The organism is Balneatrix alpica DSM 16621, from assembly GCF_000619885.1.
Taxonomy (GTDB): Bacteria; Pseudomonadota; Gammaproteobacteria; order Pseudomonadales; family Balneatricaceae; genus Balneatrix; species Balneatrix alpica.
This window is the reverse complement of the sequence record NZ_JHUZ01000015.1, coordinates 60,873-82,872: the sequence shown is the minus strand read 5'-3', so window position 1 is coordinate 82,872 and position 22,000 is coordinate 60,873. Positions and strand designations below refer to the sequence as shown.

Annotated in this window: 21 protein-coding genes; all 21 read left to right on the top strand. The window is 49.5% G+C overall.

The annotated features are described in order from the left end of the window. The first annotated feature begins 238 nt into the window (after positions 1 to 238). The 21 genes from Q334_RS0107950 (at position 239) to Q334_RS19945 (ending at position 21,990) form a co-directional block, all read left to right on the top strand. Positions 239 to 2,068, top strand: a complete 1,830-nt coding sequence (locus Q334_RS0107950) for a putative nucleotidyltransferase substrate binding domain-containing protein (RefSeq protein ID WP_027312738.1) — start codon at positions 239 to 241, stop codon at positions 2,066 to 2,068. 1 nt (position 2,069) lies between these two features. Next, positions 2,070 to 2,696 (top strand): 3'-5' exonuclease, encoded by a 627-nt coding sequence (locus Q334_RS0107945; protein WP_035461126.1) that lies wholly within the window; start codon positions 2,070 to 2,072, stop codon positions 2,694 to 2,696. Positions 2,697 to 2,801: 105 nt separating this feature from the next. Beyond that, positions 2,802 to 3,137, top strand: coding sequence for a flagellar hook-basal body complex protein FliE (fliE, locus tag Q334_RS0107940; RefSeq protein ID WP_027312736.1), 336 nt, complete (start codon positions 2,802 to 2,804; stop codon positions 3,135 to 3,137). A gap of 18 nt (positions 3,138 to 3,155) precedes the next feature. Further along, complete coding sequence (fliF, locus tag Q334_RS0107935) at positions 3,156 to 4,835, top strand: flagellar basal-body MS-ring/collar protein FliF (RefSeq protein ID WP_051527626.1); 1,680 nt, start codon at positions 3,156 to 3,158, stop codon at positions 4,833 to 4,835. Then, positions 4,828 to 5,832 (top strand): flagellar motor switch protein FliG, encoded by a 1,005-nt coding sequence (gene fliG, locus Q334_RS0107930; RefSeq protein ID WP_027312734.1) that lies wholly within the window; start codon positions 4,828 to 4,830, stop codon positions 5,830 to 5,832. Before fliF ends, fliG begins: the two co-directional genes overlap by 8 nt. 3 nt (positions 5,833 to 5,835) lie before the next feature. Then, on the top strand, positions 5,836 to 6,690 hold the full coding sequence (locus Q334_RS19955; protein ID WP_027312733.1) for a flagellar assembly protein FliH: 855 nt from the start codon (positions 5,836 to 5,838) through the stop codon (positions 6,688 to 6,690). Then, the gene (gene fliI, locus Q334_RS18460) at positions 6,687 to 8,033 is read left to right on the top strand and encodes a flagellar protein export ATPase FliI (RefSeq protein ID WP_035461124.1); all 1,347 of its coding nucleotides are present in this window, start codon (positions 6,687 to 6,689) and stop codon (positions 8,031 to 8,033) included. Before Q334_RS19955 ends, fliI begins: the two co-directional genes overlap by 4 nt. After that, positions 8,033 to 8,479 carry a flagellar export protein FliJ gene (gene fliJ / locus Q334_RS0107915; RefSeq protein WP_027312732.1) on the top strand — a complete coding sequence of 149 codons (447 nt, stop codon included), beginning with the start codon at positions 8,033 to 8,035 and terminating at the stop codon, positions 8,477 to 8,479. Before fliI ends, fliJ begins: the two co-directional genes overlap by 1 nt. Positions 8,480 to 8,539: 60 nt before the next feature. Continuing rightward, entirely contained in the window at positions 8,540 to 8,842 is a 303-nt protein-coding gene (locus Q334_RS18455) for an STAS domain-containing protein (RefSeq protein ID WP_051527625.1), read from the top strand. An 11-nt stretch (positions 8,843 to 8,853) separates the two neighbouring features. Next, entirely contained in the window at positions 8,854 to 9,216 is a 363-nt protein-coding gene (locus Q334_RS0107905) for a response regulator (RefSeq protein WP_027312731.1), read from the top strand. Between the two features lie 4 nt (positions 9,217 to 9,220). Then, complete coding sequence (locus Q334_RS0107900) at positions 9,221 to 11,314, top strand: chemotaxis protein CheA (RefSeq protein WP_027312730.1); 2,094 nt, start codon at positions 9,221 to 9,223, stop codon at positions 11,312 to 11,314. A gap of 15 nt (positions 11,315 to 11,329) precedes the next feature. Further along, the gene (locus Q334_RS0107895; protein ID WP_051527624.1) at positions 11,330 to 11,800 is read left to right on the top strand and encodes a chemotaxis protein CheW; all 471 of its coding nucleotides are present in this window, start codon (positions 11,330 to 11,332) and stop codon (positions 11,798 to 11,800) included. A 17-nt stretch (positions 11,801 to 11,817) separates the two neighbouring features. Beyond that, positions 11,818 to 14,205: a methyl-accepting chemotaxis protein gene (locus Q334_RS20610; RefSeq protein ID WP_081414395.1), complete on the top strand. Its 2,388-nt coding sequence runs from the start codon at positions 11,818 to 11,820 to the stop codon at positions 14,203 to 14,205. A 5-nt stretch (positions 14,206 to 14,210) separates the two neighbouring features. Beyond that, a complete protein-coding gene (locus Q334_RS0107885; protein ID WP_051527622.1) occupies positions 14,211 to 15,050 on the top strand; it encodes a CheR family methyltransferase in 840 nt (279 codons plus the stop codon). A 26-nt stretch (positions 15,051 to 15,076) separates the two neighbouring features. After that, the gene (gene cheD, locus Q334_RS0107880; protein ID WP_051527621.1) at positions 15,077 to 15,694 is read left to right on the top strand and encodes a chemoreceptor glutamine deamidase CheD; all 618 of its coding nucleotides are present in this window, start codon (positions 15,077 to 15,079) and stop codon (positions 15,692 to 15,694) included. A 93-nt stretch (positions 15,695 to 15,787) separates the two neighbouring features. After that, positions 15,788 to 16,834 carry a protein-glutamate methylesterase/protein-glutamine glutaminase gene (locus Q334_RS0107875; protein WP_027312726.1) on the top strand — a complete coding sequence of 349 codons (1,047 nt, stop codon included), beginning with the start codon at positions 15,788 to 15,790 and terminating at the stop codon, positions 16,832 to 16,834. 14 nt (positions 16,835 to 16,848) lie between these two features. Next, positions 16,849 to 18,090, top strand: coding sequence for a methyl-accepting chemotaxis protein (locus tag Q334_RS0107870; RefSeq protein WP_027312725.1), 1,242 nt, complete (start codon positions 16,849 to 16,851; stop codon positions 18,088 to 18,090). 17 nt (positions 18,091 to 18,107) lie between these two features. Beyond that, on the top strand, positions 18,108 to 18,413 hold the full coding sequence (locus tag Q334_RS0107865) for an STAS domain-containing protein (RefSeq protein ID WP_027312724.1): 306 nt from the start codon (positions 18,108 to 18,110) through the stop codon (positions 18,411 to 18,413). Positions 18,414 to 18,431: 18 nt separating this feature from the next. After that, on the top strand, positions 18,432 to 20,147 hold the full coding sequence (locus Q334_RS0107860) for an ATP-binding SpoIIE family protein phosphatase (RefSeq protein ID WP_027312723.1): 1,716 nt from the start codon (positions 18,432 to 18,434) through the stop codon (positions 20,145 to 20,147). Between the two features lie 23 nt (positions 20,148 to 20,170). Next, on the top strand, positions 20,171 to 20,482 hold the full coding sequence (locus Q334_RS0107855) for an Hpt domain-containing protein (protein ID WP_211249516.1): 312 nt from the start codon (positions 20,171 to 20,173) through the stop codon (positions 20,480 to 20,482). A gap of 86 nt (positions 20,483 to 20,568) precedes the next feature. After that, entirely contained in the window at positions 20,569 to 21,990 is a 1,422-nt protein-coding gene (locus Q334_RS19945; RefSeq protein ID WP_051527620.1) for a flagellar hook-length control protein FliK, read from the top strand. The last annotated feature ends 10 nt before the right edge of the window (positions 21,991 to 22,000 follow it).

The window sequence follows — 22,000 nt, the reverse complement described above, 5'->3', positions numbered from 1 at the left end:
GATGCGCGGGTGCCCTAGGCACCCACCCAGAAGGAGGCCCATCAGAAACGGTGTGCCTCCTTTTTTATAGGTTAGGATTAATGATGTATGCCTAGCGTCACACCTGAGTGGCGTAGTGGTAGAACCGCTTTTCACAATAAGGTGGAGCGGTAAGTATTGTTGAGGGCATTTGCGTCAGGGCTTGCGAGCCCGGGTCTTAACGCCAATGTCTATTTTCGGCCGCAGCAGGAGGCTTACCATGAGCGCCACCTTTAATGCCAATAAGCCCCCCTTTAATTTGCTGACCCCCAAAGAACTGCGCCTGTTGCAGGATAATTTGGATATCGCCTACTTCCAGCAAGGGGAGGTGATTATTAAAGCGGGAGAGCCACCGGAAGGGCTGCATATTATTTTAAAGGGGCGAGTGGCTGAACAGGATGTGCAAAATCAGGGGCAAAGTCAGGTCCAGCATATTTTTGTTCACTACACCAATGATGATTATTTTGGCGCCTGGTCCTCTATGCGGGGTCATGCGATCCACAACTTTGTGGCCGTCGAAGAAACCCTTTGTCAGATTTTGCCGACACGTATTTTGCTCGAGTTGGTCGATACGAACCCTGCTTTTGCCGATTACTTCCGTAATGATTTGGCCGTCAAGGCGCAACTTAAAGCGCAGAACTCGCGTAACCAGGATATGACGGAGTTCATGTTGGCCAAGGTGGCTGACTCCTGTATGCGAGACCCTTTGCTGGTGCTGGAAGGCACCAGCATTGAAGAAGCCTATAGCTTGATGCGCGAACGTAAGGCGGACTGTTTGCTGGTAAAGCGTGGGGGGCGTTATGGCATGGTGACCGGGACAGACATGCTTAATGCGCTGGTCGTTAACCGGCTGTCGGTTAGTGCGGAGGTGGCGGATATTGCTTCCTATCGCCTGATTACGGTGCATCCCGATGATTATCTGTTCAATGCTTTGGTGTTGATGACGGAGCATCAGATTGAACGAGTCGTGGTGCAAGATGGCCAGGCCCTCGGGGGGGTGCTGGAGCTGATGGATGTCCTGAGTTACTTCTCGAACCACTCCCATGTGGTGAGCTTGCGCATTGAGCGAGCGCAAACGGTGGAGGACTTGGAAGAGGCGGCGGTTGGCTTGAATGATTTGGTGCGAGCACTGGTATCCCATGGGGTAAAAGTACAGTTTGCTATGGAACTGATCGCCACGATGAATGAGAAGGTGATGGCGAAGCTATTTAATTTGTTGGTGCCAGAGTCGATCCTACCTCATGTCTGCTTATTGGTGATGGGGAGTGAAGGGCGTCGTGAGCAAATCCTCAAAACCGATCAGGATAATGCAGTGCTAATGCGTAATGGCTTGCAATGGCCAGAACGTGATGAGGTACTGAAAACTTTTTCTGCCGTATTGAGTCGTTTTGGTTATCCCCCTTGTCCTGGGGGCATTATGGTGTCGAACCCAGACTGGGTACTGCATCTGGAAGACTGGACTAAGCGCCTGCGTGACTGGTCTACCACCGCGACTGGGGAAAACCTGATGCACTTGGCGATTGCCGTTGATGCGCATCCTGTTGCCGGTAACCCAGCTTTATTTAAAGCTTCACGTAATTGGTTTTTGCGCCAGTTGTCGGGAGACAAAATCTTCTTTTCTCACTTTGTGCGAGCCGTCTTTAATTTTGATACCCCCTTGACCTTTTTTGGCGGTATTAAACGTAAGGAGCATGGTCTCGATATCAAGAAGGGGGGTATCTTCCCCATCGTACATGGTGTACGCACCTTGGCTTTGGAGCATCGTATTCTGGAGACCAATACGGTCAAACGCATTGAGCAATTGGTGCAGATGCAACAGCTGTCAGAAAAAATGGGCCGCGACCTGATCCATGCGCTAGGACTTTTTATCCAGTTACGTCTCCAGCAGCAATTGGAGCGAACAGAGGGAGGACACCAGTTGGATGAAACCCCCAATTTATTGATGGTGGAGCAAATGGATCGAATGGATAGGGATTTGTTACGAGAGGCGCTCCATGTGGTGAAGGAGTTTAAGTCTCACTTAACTTTGCGGTATCGGTTGGAAGGTTAGTATGCAAATAGCGCGTAAGTTACGGGTATGGAATGAGCGCCGTGAGCATGGTCAGGGGCCTTATGCCCACCTGTTTGAGCGTTATGAAGGCGATGAAATCATCTCCTTGGACTGCGAAACCACTAGCCTTGACCCGAAACGGGCTGAGATTCTGACGATTGGTGCGGTAAAGATTAAAGGTGGTAAAAGGGTCATGCTCAGTGACCGCCTGGATATCAAACTAAAGCCCCCCAAGTATATGCCGGCTGAGTCAGTGAAAATTCACCGTATTCGCTCAATGGATTTAGAGGATGGGGTAGAGTTAGAAGAAGCCTTGCAACAGGTGCTGGAATATGTGGGTAATCGTCCTATTTTGGGCTATTACGTACACTTCGATTTGCGTGTGCTCGATAATGCTTTGAAGCCCCGTTATGGCTTTGGTTTGCCTAACCAAGCTATCGAATTGTCAGATGTGTACCATAATATAATCAAGTGGCGGTATTTAGGCGGTAGTGTTGATTTGCGCTTTGATACCATTGCGAAAAAATTGGACTTGCCAATCCTTGAACGCCACACCGCGCTAGGGGATGCCATCACCGTGGCACTGATGTATGTGCGTCTGACCAAGGGGGAGGCTTTAGGCATCTAACTTTTTCTTTTTCAACAATTTAAGTAAGATGCGTAGAGCCGGGCATAAGTCCGGCGTTCTGGTATGCGTCTTAACCCATCCAGCTGACTCGAGGAGGTGAGCATCATGACTGAGCGGGCTGATATTCAATCCGTACTATCGCAGATGCGTAGTCTCCAGGCTCAGGTTCAGTCCAGTGTGGCCAAACCTGCCGCGCCAGTGGAGGCGAGTGAGGAGCTGCCTTCCTTTGGCGATATGCTCAAGCAGGCCATGGAGTCGGTGAATAGCCAGCAAACTAAAGCCAGCCAAATGTCGAAAGCCTATGAAATGGGTGATCCGAATGTGGATTTACCTCAGGTCATGATTGAGCTGCAAAAAGCCAGTGTTTCCTTTCAGGCAATGACGCAGGTGCGTAATAAATTATTGGAAGCCTACAAGGAAATCATGAATATGCCCGTTTAAGGCATATAGAGGTAGTGGATGGCCAAAACGGGACTGGAAAATATGCAGGATAATCCCCAGGGCGGCATGCTTGGCGCCCTGATGGGAGGTTTTGGCCAGCTGAGCATTATTCGTCAGATCGGCTTGATGGTGGGATTGGCAGCCAGTATCGCCATTGGTTTTGCGGTGGTGCTGTGGTCACAAGAGCCTAGCTATCGGCCGTTGCTTGGCAGCCTCAATAACCTCGACTCGGAGCAGATCATGCAAGTGCTCCAGGTCAACGAAATCCCATACAAGATCGATACGGCAAGTGGCGCGTTGTTAGTGCCTGCCGACAAGATCCATCAAGCTCGGATTAAACTGGCTGGGGATGGGCTCATTGGTGATAAAACCCTTGGCTTTGAAATCCTCGATAAAGACCAACCTCTGGGTAGTAGCCAGTTTATGGAAACGACGCGCTATCGCCGAGGTTTAGAGGGGGAGTTGTCGCGCACGATTTCCAGTCTGGTGGCGGTGAAGGCGGCAAGGGTACATCTGGCTATTCCCAAGGAGTCAGTGTTCCTGCGTGATAATCGTAAACCCCGTGCTTCTATTTTTGTTGAGCTTTTTCCAGGGCGTACTCTTGAGCGGGATCAGGTTACCTCCATTGTCAATTTGGTGGCTTCCAGTATCGCTGGATTAGACCCTAAAGACGTCACCGTGGTGGATCAGAAAGGACGCTTGCTCTCGGAGGAGCGGATTGACTCGGAAACCACCTTAGCCGCTGAACAGTTTGAGTATGCCCGTAAAGTGGAGCAAGTGTTGACCCGAAGGGTGTCAGGTATTCTTGAGCCTGTAGTCGGCATGGGGCGCTTTAAAGCGGAAGTGTCGGCGGATATCGACTTTACTGCGATTGAGCAAACTGACGAGCTTTATAACCCGGATTTGCCCTCATTACGTAGTGAACAGGTGCTGGATGAAGAGCGTCAGGCACAATTGGCGGGTGGTATTCCAGGAGCACTCTCCAATCAGCCACCGGCCGAAACCGCTGTGCCTGAAGTGGCGGGGGGCGCTACAACCAATGCACTAGGTGGCGGACAGCCTACCTCGACCCGCAAGCAGGCTACCCGTAACTATGAACTGGATCGTACCATCAGCTATACCAAACATCAGGTGGGGCGAGTACGGCGCCTATCTGTTGCGGTGGTTGTTGATGATCTGGTGACGGTGGACCCCGCATCAGGAGAGGCGAAGCGTACTCCTTGGACTGAGAGCGAGTTGCAACGTCTGAATATTCTGGTTCGTGATGCAGTGGGGTATTCGGCGGAGCGTGGCGATAGTGTTAATGTGATTAACTCTCCCTTTGTGCAGGCAGATAACCTGTTTGAGGAAATCGATATCCCTATTTGGGAAACTCAATGGTTCTGGGATCTGATTAAGCAGGGTGGAGCTGTGCTCTTTATCCTGATTCTGGTCTTTGGCGTACTGCGTCCGATCTTGAAGAATCTAACCACGGTTGGTAAATCCCAGGCCGAAGCCGCCGAGGCTGAGTTAAAGGCGTTGGAAGGGTTGGATGATGAATTGTCTGATGAAGCTGTGACCTTAGCCAGTGTTGATGAAAGTTTACTGCCTGGTCCGAACGAGAGTTTTGAAAAACAGTTGAATGCAATTCGTGGCCTGATTGCCGATGACCCTGGCCGGGTAGCTCAAGTTATTAAGAAGTGGATCAGCGATGAGTGAAGCACCTAAGCTAACCCAGATTGAAAAAACCGCCATTTTGCTGATGACGCTAGGCGAATCCGATGCGGCGGAAATTCTCAAGCACATGGGGCCGAAAGAGGTGCAGAAAATTGGCTCAGCGATGGCACAACTGCGTAGTGTGCAGCAGGATCAGGTTGAGGCAGTGATTGCTGAGTTCTTATCCCAGGTTGGTAACCAAACTGGCTTGGGTATTGGTTCTGATAGCTATATCCGGCGGATGCTCACCCAGGCGCTGGGCGAAGATAAGGCGGGAAGCTTGATTGATCGTATCCTGCTCGGCGGCAATACCAAGGGCTTAGACACCCTCAAGTGGATGGAAGGGCGGCAGGTTGCTGATGTTATTCGTTACGAACACCCCCAGATTCAGGCTATTGTGGTCTCTTACCTCGATTCCGATCAGGCTGCCGAGGTGTTGGCATATTTTGATGAAAAAGTGCGGCTGGATATTGTGTTGCGGGTCGCAGCGCTGGATACCGTCCAGCCAGCGGCACTTCAGGAGTTAAATGATATTCTTGAGCGCCAATTCTCGGGCAGCTCGGGCTCTCAGACTACCAACATTGGTGGGGTCAAGGTGGCAGCCAATATTATGAACTTCCTCGATAGTTCGATCGAAGGGGTATTGATGGAGTCCTTGAAAGAGGTGGACGAGGACTTGGCTGAACAAATATCAGATCTGATGTTTGTGTTTGACAACCTTAATGACGTTGATGACCGTAGCATTCAGATGTTGTTGCGTGAAATTGAGCAAGAAACTCTTATTGTGGCGCTGAAAGGAGCTGATCCTAATTTGCAGGATAAGTTCTTTAAGAATATGTCCAAGCGCGCTGCTGAGATGATGCGAGATGACCTGGAGGCACGAGGCCCCGTTAAGGTCAGCGATGTGGAAACCGCTCAGAAAGAGATTTTGAGTGTGGCCCGTCGTCTGGCTGATGAAGGTCAGATTAATCTCGGTGGCGGCGGCGAGCAGATGGTTTAAACCATGGGCGATAACGATCTGCATACAGGTAGAATTCCGGCTGGTGCCACTCAGCCTTACCAGCGTTGGGAATTGCCTCAGGTGGGGGATTCAGAGCAAGAGCAGGAGCCTGAAACGGAAACAGGCCTTGCAGTGAGGAAGCCTGCTCCTCCCGAACCTGAACCTGAGCCGGAAGAAGAGGAAATCCATGTTGAGCCTCTGACGCTGGAACAATTAGAAGAGATTCGTCAGGACGCGTGGAATGAAGGTTACCAAGAAGGTTTACAGAGTGGGCACGCGGAAGGCTTAGAAAAAGGTCTGCAAGAAGGTCGTGCGCAGGGCCATGAGCAGGCCTATGCAGCCGAAGTTGAGCGAATTACCCAGCAGGAGCAACGTCTACAAGCGCTAGTGAGTGCGTTTGCTAAGCCGATAGACGTTCAAGACAAGGCATTAGTGGTTAGCTTGGGTAATCTTGTTGAGCAATTAGTGGTAGCGGTTCTTGGTCATGAGCTGGTTGCCTCCAAGCAGATTATTCCGCAGTTATTAGAGCGTGTACTGGCAGAACTACCCGATCCAACCGTGGATGCCAAGGTGAGAGTGCATCCTGAGGATGAAGAGGCATTGCAGCAGGCGATGCACCTGGCAGGAGTGAACTGGCAGTTGCAGACAGATGAGCAGCTTCACCCTGGTGGCCTCTACCTACAGTCCGCTTATACCCAGGTGGATGCACGTTTGGATACTCGTCTAGAACAGGTGTTGCAGGAGTTTCGCCAGCAACACCAATTGCTTAGTCAGCAATTGCCCGATGATGATTCTGCGCACTCCGTAGAGACGTCCATCCCCTCTGCTGCAGAGGAGGGGCAAGAGCCCTCATCATGAAGCAGCAAGCCTGGCTGCAACTCCTTCAGCAGCATTGTCAGTATCCCTGGAACAGTCCTCAACCCCGTTCAGCAGGAAAAGTTACCCGTGTTGTCGGCTTAACGTTAGAAGCTGTGGGGTGCAAGGTAGCCTTAGGCGAATTTTGCCTGGTGCAGGTACGCCCAGGTGTTGAGGTGGAAGCTGAAGTAGTGGGCTTTCACGCTGAACGTGTGTTTCTGATGCCTCTTAATACGATTGAAGGGCTTATGCCAGGCGCACGGGTGCGCCCGACAGGCAGTTCCAGTCGCGTACCTGTTGGCATGAACTTACTCGGGCGAGTATTAAATGGTATTGGCCAGCCCTTGGATGGTCAGGGGCCATTAAGTGTTGAAGCCTATGTAGAGCTTGAGGGAGAGGCAATCAATCCATTGGGAAGAGCACCTATTCGGCAGCCAATGGATGTCGGTATTCGTGCTATCAATGCATTGTTAACCGTAGGGCGAGGGCAACGCCTGGGATTGTTTGCCGGCAGTGGCGTGGGCAAGAGTGTGTTGCTTGGCATGATGACCCGTTTCACCACCGCCGATATTGTAGTGGTTGGCTTGATTGGTGAACGGGGGCGTGAGGTAAAGGAGTTTATTGAGGATGTGTTGGGGGAAGATGGGCTGCGGCGTGCAGTAGTTGTGGCCTCACCAGCGGACGATTCTCCTTTGATGCGCTTGCGTGCTGCCCAATTAACTACTCGCATTGCAGAGTACTATCGTGCCCAGGGTTTAAATGTGCTCCTGTTGATGGATTCCCTGACCCGCTATGCGCAAGCACAGCGGGAGATCGCTTTGTCGGTGGGAGAGCCGCCTGCCAGTAAGGGCTACCCCCCTTCTGTTTTTGCCAAGCTTCCCAAGTTAGTGGAGCGTGCTGGAAATGGTATGCCTGGCAGTGGCTCAATTACGGCGTTTTATACCGTACTGACTGAAGGGGATGACCAGCAAGATCCCATCGCTGATGCAGCGCGGGCTATTCTAGATGGCCATGTAGTCTTGTCGCGCAGTCTGGCCGAAGAAGGCCATTATCCCGCCATTGATATTGAAGCCTCCATTAGTCGTGCAATGCCACAGGTGGTGACAGCTGAATATTTAAAACGTGCTCAGCGCTTTAAGCAGCTTTATGCGCGTTATCAGCAAACTAAAGACTTGTTAAGTGTAGGGGCATACGTTAAGGGTAGTGATGCTGATACCGACAAGGCTATCCAGTTGATGCCTGTGATGCGTGCTTTTTTACAGCAGGGCTTGCATGAGCCTGTTGCCTTGGGTCAAGCACAGCAATGGTTGGAGCAATTATTGAGCTTGGAGGCAGGGGGTAGTTAATGGCCGTGGCCCGCTCGCAACGATTGAAAATTGTGTTAACGCTGGCGGAGCGTGATCAGCAGAAATGTGCCCAGTTACTAGGGCAGGCACGTGAGCGTTTGCAGCAAGGCCAACAGCAAGTCGAACAGCTTAATGCTTATCAGCTGGAGTATCGGGTGCAATTGAAAACCAGAGGGCAGCAAGGGATAAGTGCAGGCAGTTGGCTTGGTCAGCAGCAGTTTATTGCCAAGCTGGAAAATGCCATAGGCCAGCAGCAACAGACATTGCAAAAACAGCAGCAAGAGTTGGAGCGTTATCTTCAAGCCTGGCGTAAAGCGCAAGCGCGTACCGATGCTTTGCGTAAGTGGTTGCAACGTTTGCAGCAACACGAAAATTTGCAGTTAAGTCGGCAAGAGCAAAAACAGCTTGATGAATTAGTCAGCTTTTACCAGCGGGCTCCAGCATGACAGGATAGCGCTCATCTTCTAAGGTTAATCAATCACTTGGTAAAAACTGGAGCAGTAACGGTGACAGCAGCAACAGAGTGCCTACAACTGGAAACAGTCGCCAATATTGCGCAAGCTGAAGCCTTGCATGAGCTCTTAAGCAGTTGGCTAGAAGCAGGGGTGGAGGTGCGTGTCGATGCGAGCCAGGTGGAACGAGTGGATACAGCGATCTTGCAGCTCTTGTTAAATTGTCAGCGTGCCCTTAATCGTCAGGGGGGGCGTATTTTATGGAGCGGGTGCTCCGAGGCCTTTATCGCTTCAGCCATGATGTTGGGTTTACAACAGGAACTAGGATTAGCTGAGTCAGCGCAAGTTGACGCTTAATGGAGTCAGGTATGTATAACATTTTGGCAGTGGATGATTCCGCATCAATGCGTCAGATGGTGGCGTTTACCCTTAAAGGTGCTGGCTATAAAGTGACCGATGCCGTGGATGGCATGGATGCATTGAGTAAGGCTAAAACGCAAAAGTTTGATTTAGTGCTTACGGATATCAATATGCCCAATATGGATGGCATTACTTTAGTTAAAGAGCTGCGCGCGCTCCCGAATTATAAGTTCACACCAATATTAGTGCTGACGACTGAATCGACCGACGATAAAAAAATGTCTGGCAAGGCAGCTGGTGCGACGGGGTGGTTAGTCAAACCCTTTAATCCAGATAAGTTGCTTGCCACCATCAAAAAAGTCTTGGGGTAAGCCCATGAGCATCGACCTCAGCCAGTTTTATCAAGTGTTCTTCGAAGAGAGCTTTGAAGGCCTGGATATGATGGAAAGCGCTTTGCTCGACTTCCTGCCTGAGGAGCCTGATGCAGAACTAATCAATAGTATCTTTCGAGCTGCCCACTCACTTAAAGGCAGTAGTGGCACTTTTGGCTTCACGGCAATTACTGAATTTACCCACGTTTTAGAAACTCTGCTTGATCAAGTTCGGGATGGCGAGCGGCGTCTCGATACTAGTCAGATCAATTTACTCTTGGAGTCTGTCGATTGCTTACGGGCTATGCTGCAGGTGCTGCAGCAAGGGCAGGAAGTAGACACAAGCCGTAGTCAGGTTTTACAGGGCCGTTTTGAGGCAATCTTGGCAGGTGAAGAGGCCTCTCCAAGTGTTTCCCCAGATGCTACTCCTCAAGCTCAGGAACAGCAGTCTGAGTCAGGCTACTTGATTCAGTTCAAGCCCAGTTTGAGCATGCTCTGTAGTGGCAATGAACCCTTGCGGATGTTTCGTGAGCTTGCGGCAATGGGTGAGCTGCAAGTGCAGGCGCATACCGCTGACATGCCTGATTGGGATGTGATGCAGCCAGAGTCCTGCTATTTGAGCTGGACACTGCAATTACAAGGTGAATCCCTGCAGTTAGCGGCGATTAATGAAGTGTTTGAGTGGGTAGAAGATGAGTGTGAACTGAGCGTGACGGCGTTGGGTGTTGAGACACCTCTCACATCGGTTGAGTCAGACGTGATAGATGTGATGGGGGCTGCTGAAGCGGAAACTGTAATGGCTGGCAGTCCGCAAGCTGTCATGGCAGGAAATGCTCAGGAAGAAAAGCAAGCCTCCAACCAGCAACCCAGTAAATCACCTACCATGACTAAAGCACCTGCAGCTGCAGAGGTGAGCTCCATTCGGGTGGGAATCGATAAGATTGATAGCCTGATTAACATGGTAGGTGAATTGGTCATTACCCAGTCGATGCTGGAAGAGCTGAGTGAACATTTGGATAGCAGCTCTTTAGGCCGGTTGCAGGAAGGGCTGGCGCAAATGGCGCAACATACCCGTGAGCTGCAAGAGAATGTCATGCGTATTCGCATGCTGCCAATTAGTGTGGTGTTTAATCGCTTTCCACGTTTAGTTCGGGATGTATCGCAATCTTTGGGGAAGCAGGTTGAGTTACGAGTATTGGGTGAGCATACCGAGCTGGATAAAACGGTTTTAGAGAAAATTGGTGACCCTTTAGTACATTTAGTTCGTAATGCACTAGATCATGGTTTAGAGGCACCAGAGGTGCGGCAAAACGGAGGGAAAGCAGCAACGGGTGTGCTGACCTTACATGCCTATCACCAAGGGGGCAGCATTGTTATTGAGATTAGTGACGACGGTGCTGGTATTAATGGTGAAAAGGTGCTGCAAAAGGCAATAGCAAATGGTTTGGTTGCAGCTAACGAACAGTTGAGTGATGAACAAATATATGACTTGTTATTCATGCCAGGTTTCTCCACTGCGGATCAGGTCAGTGATCTATCTGGCCGTGGCGTAGGTATGGATGTGGTGCGCCGTAATATTGAAGAGTTGAATGGCACTATTGAAACCCGCTCAAAGGTGGGCGAGGGGACTCGGTTTATTATTCGGCTGCCGTTAACCTTGGCTATTTTAGATGGCCAGTTAATTAAAGTGTGCGGGCAAACTTATATACTTCCTTTGGTTAGTATTGTGGAGTCTATTCAGGCTGAGCAAGCCAAAATCAATTTGGTTAGCCCTCAGTGTCGAGTATTGCAGCTGCGCGATGAGTATATTCCAATTTTGCGTCTGGCAGAGATTTTTAATCTTACCTCAGAAGAGGAAGGTGAAGGCCAAGAGTTATTGGTTATTTTGGAAGTTGATAATAGCAAAGTTGCCCTGGTGGTGGATGACTTGCTGGCGCAACAGCAAGTAGTCATCAAAAGTTTGGAAGAGAACTATCGCAAGGTTAATGGGGTGTCAGGTGCGACTATCCTGGGTAATGGGCAGGTTTCTTTCATTCTCGATGTGGCGGGACTGTTGAAGATGGCAGGGCAGGATCGCAACGATTATCAGGCGGCTTAATAAATGGAAAGTGTGATGGATGAGCTGCAGCAACTAGGATTGGATGAAGAGGCTGAGCAATATCTGACTTTTGTATTAGATGGTCAGGACTATGGTGTCAGCATCTTGAGTGTCCAAGAAATATTAGGCTGGGAAGCTGCAACCCCCATTCCTAATGCGCCTGCGTTTATGCAGGGAGTGATTAATTTACGCGGTACCATTGTCCCTGTCATTGATATGCGCATGAGGTTTAATTTACCCCCTGTGCAATATGGGCCATTAACTGTATTGCTAGTATTGACAGTGAAAAAAGGGGATCGCTCTAGAACCATAGGAGTGATCGTCGATGCAGTGTCCGATGTGTATAACGTCAATCAGGAGGCAGTACAGGATGCTCCTCGCATTAATCGTGCTATCAGTGCTGAGTTCTTGCGGGGCTTGATCAATATTGATGGACGAATGGTGATGCTTTTGGATACGGATAAGCTTGCAGAGCTGGATGCCTGATAGGCAGGGGAGAGGATATGAGCGGACAAAGCAAAAGTTTAAGGAAGCGGGTGCTTCTGATTTTATGCAGTGCTTGGCTGATTTTTTTGTTGGTTTATATCTATGGCTTTATGCAGTCTTTAGAGCGAAACCAATTGCGGGTTGCTCTAAATGACTTTGAAGCTAAATTGATTCCTCTGTTGTCTGACCTTAACCGATCAGAATTGGTCGCTAGTGAGTTTTTTGATCGTTATATTCGGCAATCAGATCGACTGAAAGGCTCATCTGATCCTGGGGCAAAGGAGGCCTTAGATGATATTTTTCAAAAATATCAAGAGGCGCAAATAAGGGAGCATAAAGACTTGCAGAGTATTGAGACGCTTCTTGCTACTGCAGAAGTTGCAAAGGGTCTTAAACATTCGCTTGATACTCTTAATGAAAATTTTCAGTCTATTAAAAATCTTAGCTTCCTTCTGGAGGAGGAGCGTAAAGATCTGATAGCTTTGGTTTCAAGTGATCAGAATTTAACATCAGAGCTCTCGGTAGCAAATCAGCATAAAGATAGCCTAAAAGAAGGTATTGAAGGGCTGGTTTCTGGTAATCGTGCGGATTTTAAACAAATTCGTTTGGACTTAACAGATGCAGATCGTAATCAAGCCTGGTTACAAATGGCTCTTGTTGTGATCCTAGCGTTGGCATCTATTTTTGCAGTTGCTTGGATATTAACGAAAGTGGTGCGTAATCTGCATCAAGCAACCCGTGCTACAGAAGCCTTTGCACAGGGTAACTTTTCTCAGCAGTTTGATACTTCAGGCGATGATGAAAGCGGTCAGTTACTGCGTTCACTGGCTGAGTTTCGCGACAAGCAATTATTACCTTTGTTGGATGAACGTAATCAGGCACTCAGAATTAAGCAGGCATTGGATGCTTCTACCGTCAACATGATGATTGCTGATGCAGAGAATAATATTGTTCACATGAATAAAAGTGTGATCAGGATGTTGAAGAATGCTGAGGCGGACTTAAAGCGAGACTTGCCGGACTTTGATTCTGCCACCTTGCTTGGTCGCAATATGGATGTATTTCATAAAAAGCCAGAACATCAGCGTAGCTTATTAGCCAAACTAACCAAACCTTATCAAGCAGAAATTAAAGTGGGGGGGCGTACTTTTCGCTTAACTGCAAGTCCGATCATTAGTTCCGAGCAAGTGCGCATTGGTACGTCAGTAGAGTGGTTAGATCGCACCCAAGAAGTGTTGATTGAAGAGCAAATTGGCAACTTAATCACTCAGGCTGCTCGCGGTGATCTCAGTCAGCGTATTGATCTGGAAGGAAAGAATGGCTTTGTCCGAAACCTGGCCGAAGGCTTGAATGAATTGGTACAGATTGCTGATGAAGTTGTACAGGATACCCTGAAAGTTTTTTCAGCTTTGGCAAAAGGAGATTTGAGCGCACGTATTGAGGCAGAGTATCAAGGTGCTTTTGGTATCTTGAAACGCGATGCCAATCAAAGTTGTGCGCAGATTGCAGAAGTGATGCAAAAAATTCGCGACACCATTAGTTCGTTGAATCAAGGTGCTAATGAGATTGCTCAGGGTAGTACTGACCTCAGTCAGCGGACGGAGGAGCAAGCCAGTTCACTGGAGCAGACAGCCTCTAGTATGGAGCAAATGACGAGCGCCGTGCGGCAGAGTCGCGATAATGCTGAAGAAGCTAATCAACTTTCTTCTCAAGCAAGAGAGCGTGCTCAGCAGGGGGGGCAGGTTGTCAGTCGTGCGGTTGTGGCGATGGAGGAAATTAATCACTCCAGCAAGCGTATCGCTGACATCATCACGGTCATCGATGAAATTGCCTTCCAGACTAATCTGTTGGCATTAAATGCTTCGGTAGAAGCCGCCCGTGCAGGTGAGCAAGGGCGTGGCTTTGCTGTGGTGGCTGGTGAGGTTAGGAACTTGGCACAGCGCTCTGCTGCGGCGGCAAAAGAGATTAAAGGTTTAATCCGTGACAGTGTCAGCAAAGTGGATACGGGCTCGCAGTTGGTGAATGAGTCAGGGCAAACCCTGGCGCTGATTGTTGAAGCGGTAGAGGAAGTTGGTCGGATGATTAATGCCATTAGCCAAGCAACTCGTGAGCAGGCCAATGGTATTGAGCAGGTAAACCAAGCCATTGCACAAATGGATCAAATGACACAGCAGAATGCGGCCTTAGTAGAGGAGTCGTCTGCGGCGGCAGAGAACCTGGCTACCCAAAGTCGTGATCTATCCAAAATGGTGGCTTTTTTTAGAACAGGGCAAGAGTCTCCAATGGTGAGTCGCGCTGGAGGGGCCACTGCAAAAGTATCGCTCAAACCAGTGGCTAAACAGGAAATAAAGCATTCACAGCCTGTGCTTGAGAGTAAGCCGGATGAAGATTGGGATGAGTTTTAGCCATCATGGCGATAACGCCTGAAGCTCGAGCAACTGGACAGCGTGAGTTTTTGCTAACTGGCGAGGATTTTACGCGTATTTGTGAGCTGGTTTATCAGCTCAGCGGGATTGTGCTCGGTGAGGCTAAGCGGGAAATGGTATATAGCCGCTTAGCCAGGCGTTTACGGCAGCTAGAACTGCGTAGTTTTAGTGAATACATTGCTTTACTTGAAGATGAGACTGGTCAGGAACGCATTGCTTTTATCAATGCACTTACGACAAACCTGACTGCTTTTTTTCGTGAATCGCATCATTTTGATTATGTCGTCACACAGGTGATTCCGCTTCTTAAAGCGCGCACAGGGCCCAAACGTGTGCGAATGTGGTCGGCAGCGTGCTCAACGGGTGAAGAGGCTTATTCGTTAGCAATGGTGCTAGCTGAGCACTTTGACAGCAGTTGGGACGTGAAAGTGCTAGCAACAGACCTGGACTCGAATGTGGTGGCTGCAGCTAAACAAGGTAGCTATCCACTTGCGCGGCTAGAGCAGTTACCAGGGTGGGCGCGTAAACGCTGGGTGACGATAGAAGGTGATCACTTGAGTATTCGCCCTGAAGTACGTCAGTTGGTCACATTTAAGCAGTTGAATTTATTAGGGGCTTGGCCAATGCGCGGCCCCTTTGATGTCGTATTTTGTCGTAATGTCGTTATTTACTTCGACCGCCCCACGCAGGCGACGTTGTTTTCTCGTATTGCCGATATGTTAGCTCCCCAGGGAACACTCTTTATTGGTCATTCAGAGACGCTGAATCAGGTCTCTAGTCGTTTTATTTCCCAGGGCAATACTATCTACACCAGAGCCTCTTAACTTGATGCAGGGCGGATGGAGTCGCGATGCAAGATCATTCGAATAATACCGCTCAGTCTTCTCGCTCGATCTACTTTGATAATAAGTGGGGAGTACCGGTGCATAAGTTGTTACCGGGAGAATGGCTAGTCACCAGTGAGGAGGAGGCTATCACGACTTTACTGGGCTCCTGTGTGGCTGCTTGTATTCGAGACCCTGTACTAGGTGTGGGTGGTATGAACCACTTTTTGCTGCCTATGCAAGATGGCCAGGCGCATCCCGCCGAAGGTTATAACCCTTCTGCACGTTATGGTAACTGGGCTATGGAAATGTTGATTAATGGCATCTTGCGTCAGGGAGGATTACGTCATCGGCTAGAAATTAAGCTCTTTGGCGGAGGTAAGGTATTGAAAGGCTTGTCATATGATGTGGGGGGCTACAATATCAACTTTGTGCATGAGTATTTGCGTAATGAGCGTCTGCCTGTGGTGTCGAGTGATTTGGGAGGCGAGCAGGCGCGTAAGATAGTGTACTTTCCTAAAACTGGTGTCGTGAAAGTTAAGCGCTTGGCGCAAGTCCTGCCACAAGCGGTGCAGGCACAAGAGCGCCGTTATTTGGAAGCAATCAGTACTGCTCCGCGCGAAGGCGAAATAGATTTGTTTTAGCCCCGGCTCCTTGCCGGTTAAACCACGTCAATATCGTGATGGGCCTGTGGAGCATTAAGCTAGGAGTGCAGGCTAAGCCCGAGAAGGAGCGTTATGGCGATAAAAGTTCTGATTGTCGATGACTCAGTTCTGGTGCAGCAGATTCTGACCAGTATCTTGTCATCCGACCCTCGGCTTGAAGTGGTGGGGGTGGCGGAAGATCCTTACATCGCTCGTGGCCAGATTAAGGCACTTAATCCGGATGTGATTACCCTGGATATTGAGATGCCGCGCATGGATGGGCTGACATTTCTGCGTAATTTAATGCGTTTGCGACCGATGCCGGTGGTAATGGTTTCTACTTTAACCGAGGCAGGGGCAGAGGCAACGCTTGAAGCATTAAGCTTGGGAGCAATTGACTATATTGAAAAGCCAAAAGGGAATTTAGTTGAAGGCTTACAAGTTTATGCAGACGTATTGATTGAAAAAGTCGTGGCAGCCGCTGCCGCGAACATTGAACCGCTAGATCAGCCGTTTTTATCAGTGTCTGAGACCCAGCCTGCTACAGTGGATGTTTTTCGTGAGCAGGCGTTGATTGCGATAGGGGCCTCTACAGGAGGTACAGAAGCGATCTCTCGGGTGCTATCTGGATTACCCACCAATTGCCCGCCGGTTGTGATTGCGCAGCATATACCCGCCACTTTCAGTGCTTCTTTTGCCGCCAGAATGGATCGTACCCATGCGATGCAGGTGTGTTTGGCCGAACATAATCAGGCGATTCGGGCTGGGCATGTCTATATAGCGCCTGGCGGTGTGCATTTAAGGGTTGAGAAACGCCGTGGGCGGCTGCACTGTTGCTTAGATGACAGTGAGCCTGTGAATCGGCATAAGCCTTCTGTTGATATGTTGTTTCATTCGGTTGCCCAAAGCTGGGGGCGGGAAGCACTTGGCGTTATTTTGACAGGGATGGGAGCGGATGGCGCAAAAGGCCTGTTGGCAATGAAAGAGGCAGGAGCCACCACTATAGCGCAAGATGAAGCCAGCTCGGTTGTCTGGGGAATGCCAGGTTCTAGCGTGCGTTTAGGGGCTGTGAGTGAACAGCTGACTCTTGGACGGATAGCAGCGCGTATCCTAAGCTGGGCAAAAGCAACGAATAGCTAGGTAGGAGAAAAATAATGCACTGGCGCCAGAATGGAGTCGTAATTGGCGTGGCGAGTTTGCTGGTGTCCGCCACCCTGGCAGTTGTGATTCAAGCGCTTCAGGCCTCTGCTTGGATATTGGCGGGTGGCGTATGGTTGAGTTGCTTGTTGATCATGGGATGGGCCTGGTTGCCAAAGCAAGCTGTGATGGCTGGCCAGGGCAGCTTAAAAACCGCTATGAAGGCAGAGGTTTCATCTTCACGGGAAAAGAGTGCTAGCCCCGCTGAAGACGAGCTTCGATCCCTACTGGGAGTGGTCGGCAGTAAAATGTTGCCTGAACTGCGTCAAGACATAACCAATGTGCGCTCTTTGATTCTTGGGGCCTTAAATGATCTTCATAGTAGCTTCCATCATTTGCATAACGATGTTCAGCGCCAGGGAGATTTGGTGGGAGGGTTAATTCATCAAGTTTCTGACACCTCAATGCTGGTGGACAGTGATGATCCTAGAGAAGCTAAAGAAAGTGTTAATATTCAAGACTTTATCGCAGAAACAAGTGATATTCTTCGCTACTATGTTGATCTCATGATTTCCATTAGCAAGCAAAGCATTCAAACAGTACAGAAAATTGATGATATGACTGTGCAGATGGATGGTATTGGTGCCTTGGTAGATGATGTGAAGTCCATTGCAGACCAAACCAATCTATTAGCCTTGAATGCGGCCATTGAGGCGGCTCGGGCAGGGGATGCGGGGCGTGGCTTTGCTGTTGTGGCGGATGAAGTACGTAAACTCTCAAAGAACTCGAATGAATTTAGTGATGCTATTCGCCGCCAAGTAGAGTCTGCACGTGGTTTGGTGGTGGATGCACGTAGTATTGTCGGTAATATGGCGGCCAATGATATGGCGGTTGCAATTAACGCCAAAGGACGTGTTGATTCCATGCTAAAACGTTTGGCGGGTTTAGATACGTTATTGAATGAAAAGCTAAAAGACGTGGCCGAAGTGAATGAACACGTCCATACTCAGGTAAATTTGGCGGTTCGCTCGTTACAGGCCGAAGATATGTTGTCTCAGCTGTTGGAGTATCTGCAAACCTCACTCACTGCATTGGAGAATCATATGCAAGAGTTGGCACATGTGCAGTTAGCCAGTTTAAGCGATGAAGACTCCATTGCTTGTAGTGAGAAAATCAGGAATATTCAGGAAAATTTAATGTCCATCCGCAAGACGGTTGCTGCCAAGTCGATGGATGACGGTGACATTGATTTGTTTTAAAGGTAGGGGGTAAGCAGATGGCAATCTGGTCTCAGCTTTCGTCTGATAATGGTGAGCTGACAATCCGCATTCAGGGACGCTTCGACTTTAGCGCACATCAGGACTTTCGTGAGTCCTATGAGGGTGTTGAGGTAACGCCTAAACGCTATGTGGTGGATATGAAAGAAACCACCTACTTAGATAGTTCGGCGTTAGGGATGTTGCTCTTGTTAAGGGATCATGCAGGGGGAGACAGCGCGCAGATTCGTATTGTGAATTGTAATCAGGATGTGAAGAAGATCCTGACGATTTCCAACTTTGGTCAACTGTTCACCATCGCTTGATGGTGAGCAGCTTTCTACATGCCTAGTTTGGAGGCACCCCTCACCATTCTGGTGGCGGATGACAATACTAGTGACAGAATGATCCTCAAGGCTATCGTGCGTAAGCAAGGCTATGAGGTGATTACTGCTGTTGATGGTCAAGAAGCTGTCGAATTGTTTGAGCAGCACCGACCGCAAATTGTGTTAATGGATGCCTTGATGCCGCGGATGGATGGTTTTGAGGCAACACGTCGAATTAAGGCTCTGGCAGGTGAAGAGCTTGTCCCTGTGATATTTCTCACTTCGTTGAAGGATGCGCATGCACTAGCGGATTGCTTAGAGGCAGGTGGGGATGACTTTCTGTCTAAGCCTTATAACCAGGTTATTCTGCAAGCCAAAATTAATGCTTTTAACCGGATGCGCAAAATGCACCAAACGCTGCAACAGCAGCGTGATGAAATCGTTTTGTACAACAAACGATTGTTGCAAGAGCAGCATGTTGCGAAAAAAGTCTTCGATAATGTTGCTCATGCGGGGTGCTTGCATGCGAGTAACATTCGCTTTTTGCTTTCCCCTTTGGCTGTCTTCAATGGTGATGTGCTCCTAGCTGCTCGTACCCCCTCAGGTGGGATGCATGTGCTGTTAGGAGACTTTACTGGGCATGGCTTGCCTGCTGCGATAGGTGCTATGCCACTAGCGGAAATGTTTTATGTCATGTCGGCTAAGGGCTATGACATGAAGGATATTCTGCGAGAAATCAATGGCCGCCTAAAAAGTATCTTGCCCACTGGCTTTTTCTGTTGCGCGGTGATGGCTGATTTCAACTTCCAGAAGAAGACGGTTGAAGTTTGGAATGGTGGCCTGCCGGATTGTCTGTTGTTAAGGCCGCAAAAAAAACAGTTGATCGCGATAGCCTCACGCCATTTGCCTTTGGGTGTTATAGGGCAAGAACGTTTTAATGATGAGACGCAGGTGTATCAACTGGATGATGGTGATCAGTTGTTCATTATGTCTGATGGCGTATTGGAAGCGCGTAACCAACATGAGCAAATGTTCGGGGAAAACCGCGTCCGACGAGTGTTACGTAAAGCGGAGGAGCCGGCTCAGGCATTTGACCAACTCTGCCAAGCGGTTGCGCGTTTTGTGGGGCAGAATCAGCCAGGGGACGATTTAACGCTACTCAGCGTGCGGATGTGTGATCTTGAAGAGCTGTCAGCCAGTGAAACGCAGATCGCATTTGATGGGAGACAGGGCGCTTTAGACTGGGCTTTTAGCTATGAACTTAGACCCTTGTCTTTAATGAGTTTTAATCCACTGCCTTTACTGCTAGGTGTGATCATGGAAGTGCCTCATTTAAGGCGTTTCAATGGACAAATTTACACGATTTTGGCAGAGCTGTTCTCCAATGCACTTGAACATGGGTTACTCAAACTACAATCCTCTTTAAAGCAAGATCCAGCGGGCTTTGCTCGTTACTATCAAGAGAGAGAAAAGCGCTTACGAGCTCTGGAAGAAGGCTGCGTGCGTTTTGATTTAGAGCATCGCCCTAATGCGGAAGGGGGGTGCTTAAGCATTAAAGTATCTGACTCTGGTGATGGCTTTGATTATGAGTCGCTGCAGGCTGTATTGCAGGGGGAGCCAGGCCAATACTCTGGGCGAGGATTAAAGTTACTAAGGTCGTTGTGTCATGACATGAGCTTCAGTGCCCATGGCAATGTGGTGGAGTTAAAGTTTGCTTGGCAACACGAGACGTGAGGTGGTGTATGTTGGATCAATCCATGTTAGACGAATTGCGTCTGGTGATGGAAGATGAGTTTGGACTGCTGTTAGAAACCTACCTGGATGACTCTGATAATCGTCTACAGACTCTTAAGCAAGCTTTGGCAGCGGCGGACGCTGGCAAAATTAGAGAAGCGGCGCATAGCTTGAAAGGGAGTAGCGGAAACATCGGAGCGAAGGAACTCGCCGAAATATGTAAGAACTTAGAGGATGCTGGGCGAGAGGGTAATTTGGAGTTAGCTGCCCAACTTCTTCCTCAAGTTGAGTCTGCATTAGCGCAAGTACAGCAAGCACTTAAGGCGATGCTGTAGTGATCTGGTTTCATCTGTATTTTAGGAAAAAATAAAGTTGGCTTTGTTCTTGCTTGATCCTTGTGACTTCACTCGGGGAGAGTTCTATGAATGCCGTCAGCTCTGTTTCCACTACGCTTGCTGCGCTAGGAACATCCACTAGCGGCGGTCAGACGGAAGGCGGTGATGCCGCTCTTGCCCAGTTTGCCGCCATTCTTAACTCACAGCTTGGTAAAACCCCTACTGGCACAACGCAGTCTTTGCCTACTAACCCATTGAATGAGCAGGTAGATGTGGGCGAGGAGCAGTTATCAAGTTGGCTGTCTATGCTCGGCTTCCCTGTGCTGGATATGATGTTAAATAGTGGAGCGGCAGAAAGCGGCAATTCTTTGCCTGGCATGCCGGCTGATACCCTGCAGAATGTTGCCGCTCTATTGCAGCCTAATGCTTCAGATCAAGAACTTGCTCAAATGGTGGCGCAGTTTGAAGCTGAACTCGCTGCAGAGCCGGAGTTGCTGCAACAGCTGTTGGCGCAGCTAGTTGAACAGGGGGGCGAACAGCAAGAGGCTGTTGCGGGGGCGCTGACTCAGTCTCAAAAAGCAGGAGAGCTGACAGCGCAAGCAGTAGCGGCAGGGTTGCTGGGCGGTTCTGCTGTTACTGCTAAAGAACCGTTGCGGACGCAGCCTCCTGCCGAGTTGGCCGTATCCCCCCTGGCGTCAGCCGTAGCGGGACAGGTAGCGGTGGGGGAGGTGCAAACTCAGACTGCGGCTTCAACTCTGAATACCAATCAGACTATGAATGCTAACCCGTTTGCCACATCAGCTACTGCTTCTCTCAATAATCTCACTCCAATTGCCGATGTAGACCAGTCGGGCGTCCCTCAAGCCGAGATGTTACTGGATGGGCAGGATGAACTCTTGGGGCGTTCAGCTCAAGCTACTCAGTCAACTCAGAGTGCTGTGACCACAGCAACAACAGAGATGGGGCGTGCTGATATGACGGCTAATACCGCAGCGACGGCAGTATTGGCAGCTAAAGCAGAGGTGGCTCAACATGCCTCGGTAACAGCGCAGGTTGCCTCACAAACACCTCAGCAGGCAGTGTTGCATGGTTTACCCGCTAGTCAGGCATGGGGGGATCAGCTGCAGGAGCGTGTAGCGTGGATGAGCAAAAATGGTCTTCAGCAGGCAGAAATCCAGCTAGATCCGCCGGAGCTAGGGTCACTGCAGATACGTATTCAAATCCACAATGACCAGGCTTCTATTATCTTTCAAAGCCCCTCTGCTCAAGTGAGGGAGGCGTTAGAACAGCATATGCTGCGTTTGCGAGAGGGGTTGCAGGGACAGGGTGTAGATTTAGGTTCTGTTGATGTGCGGGATCATAGTCAGCGTGGTCAGGGACAGTCTGGTCGTGAGCAATCGAGCTTTTCTGGGAGCGCTGTTGCAGATGCCGAAGATACTTTAGGTGTGACGCCTGTGAGCAGTCAGGCAGTCAGCAGTGGGAGTGGCTTGGTAGATTATTACGCCTAGGGCATAATTT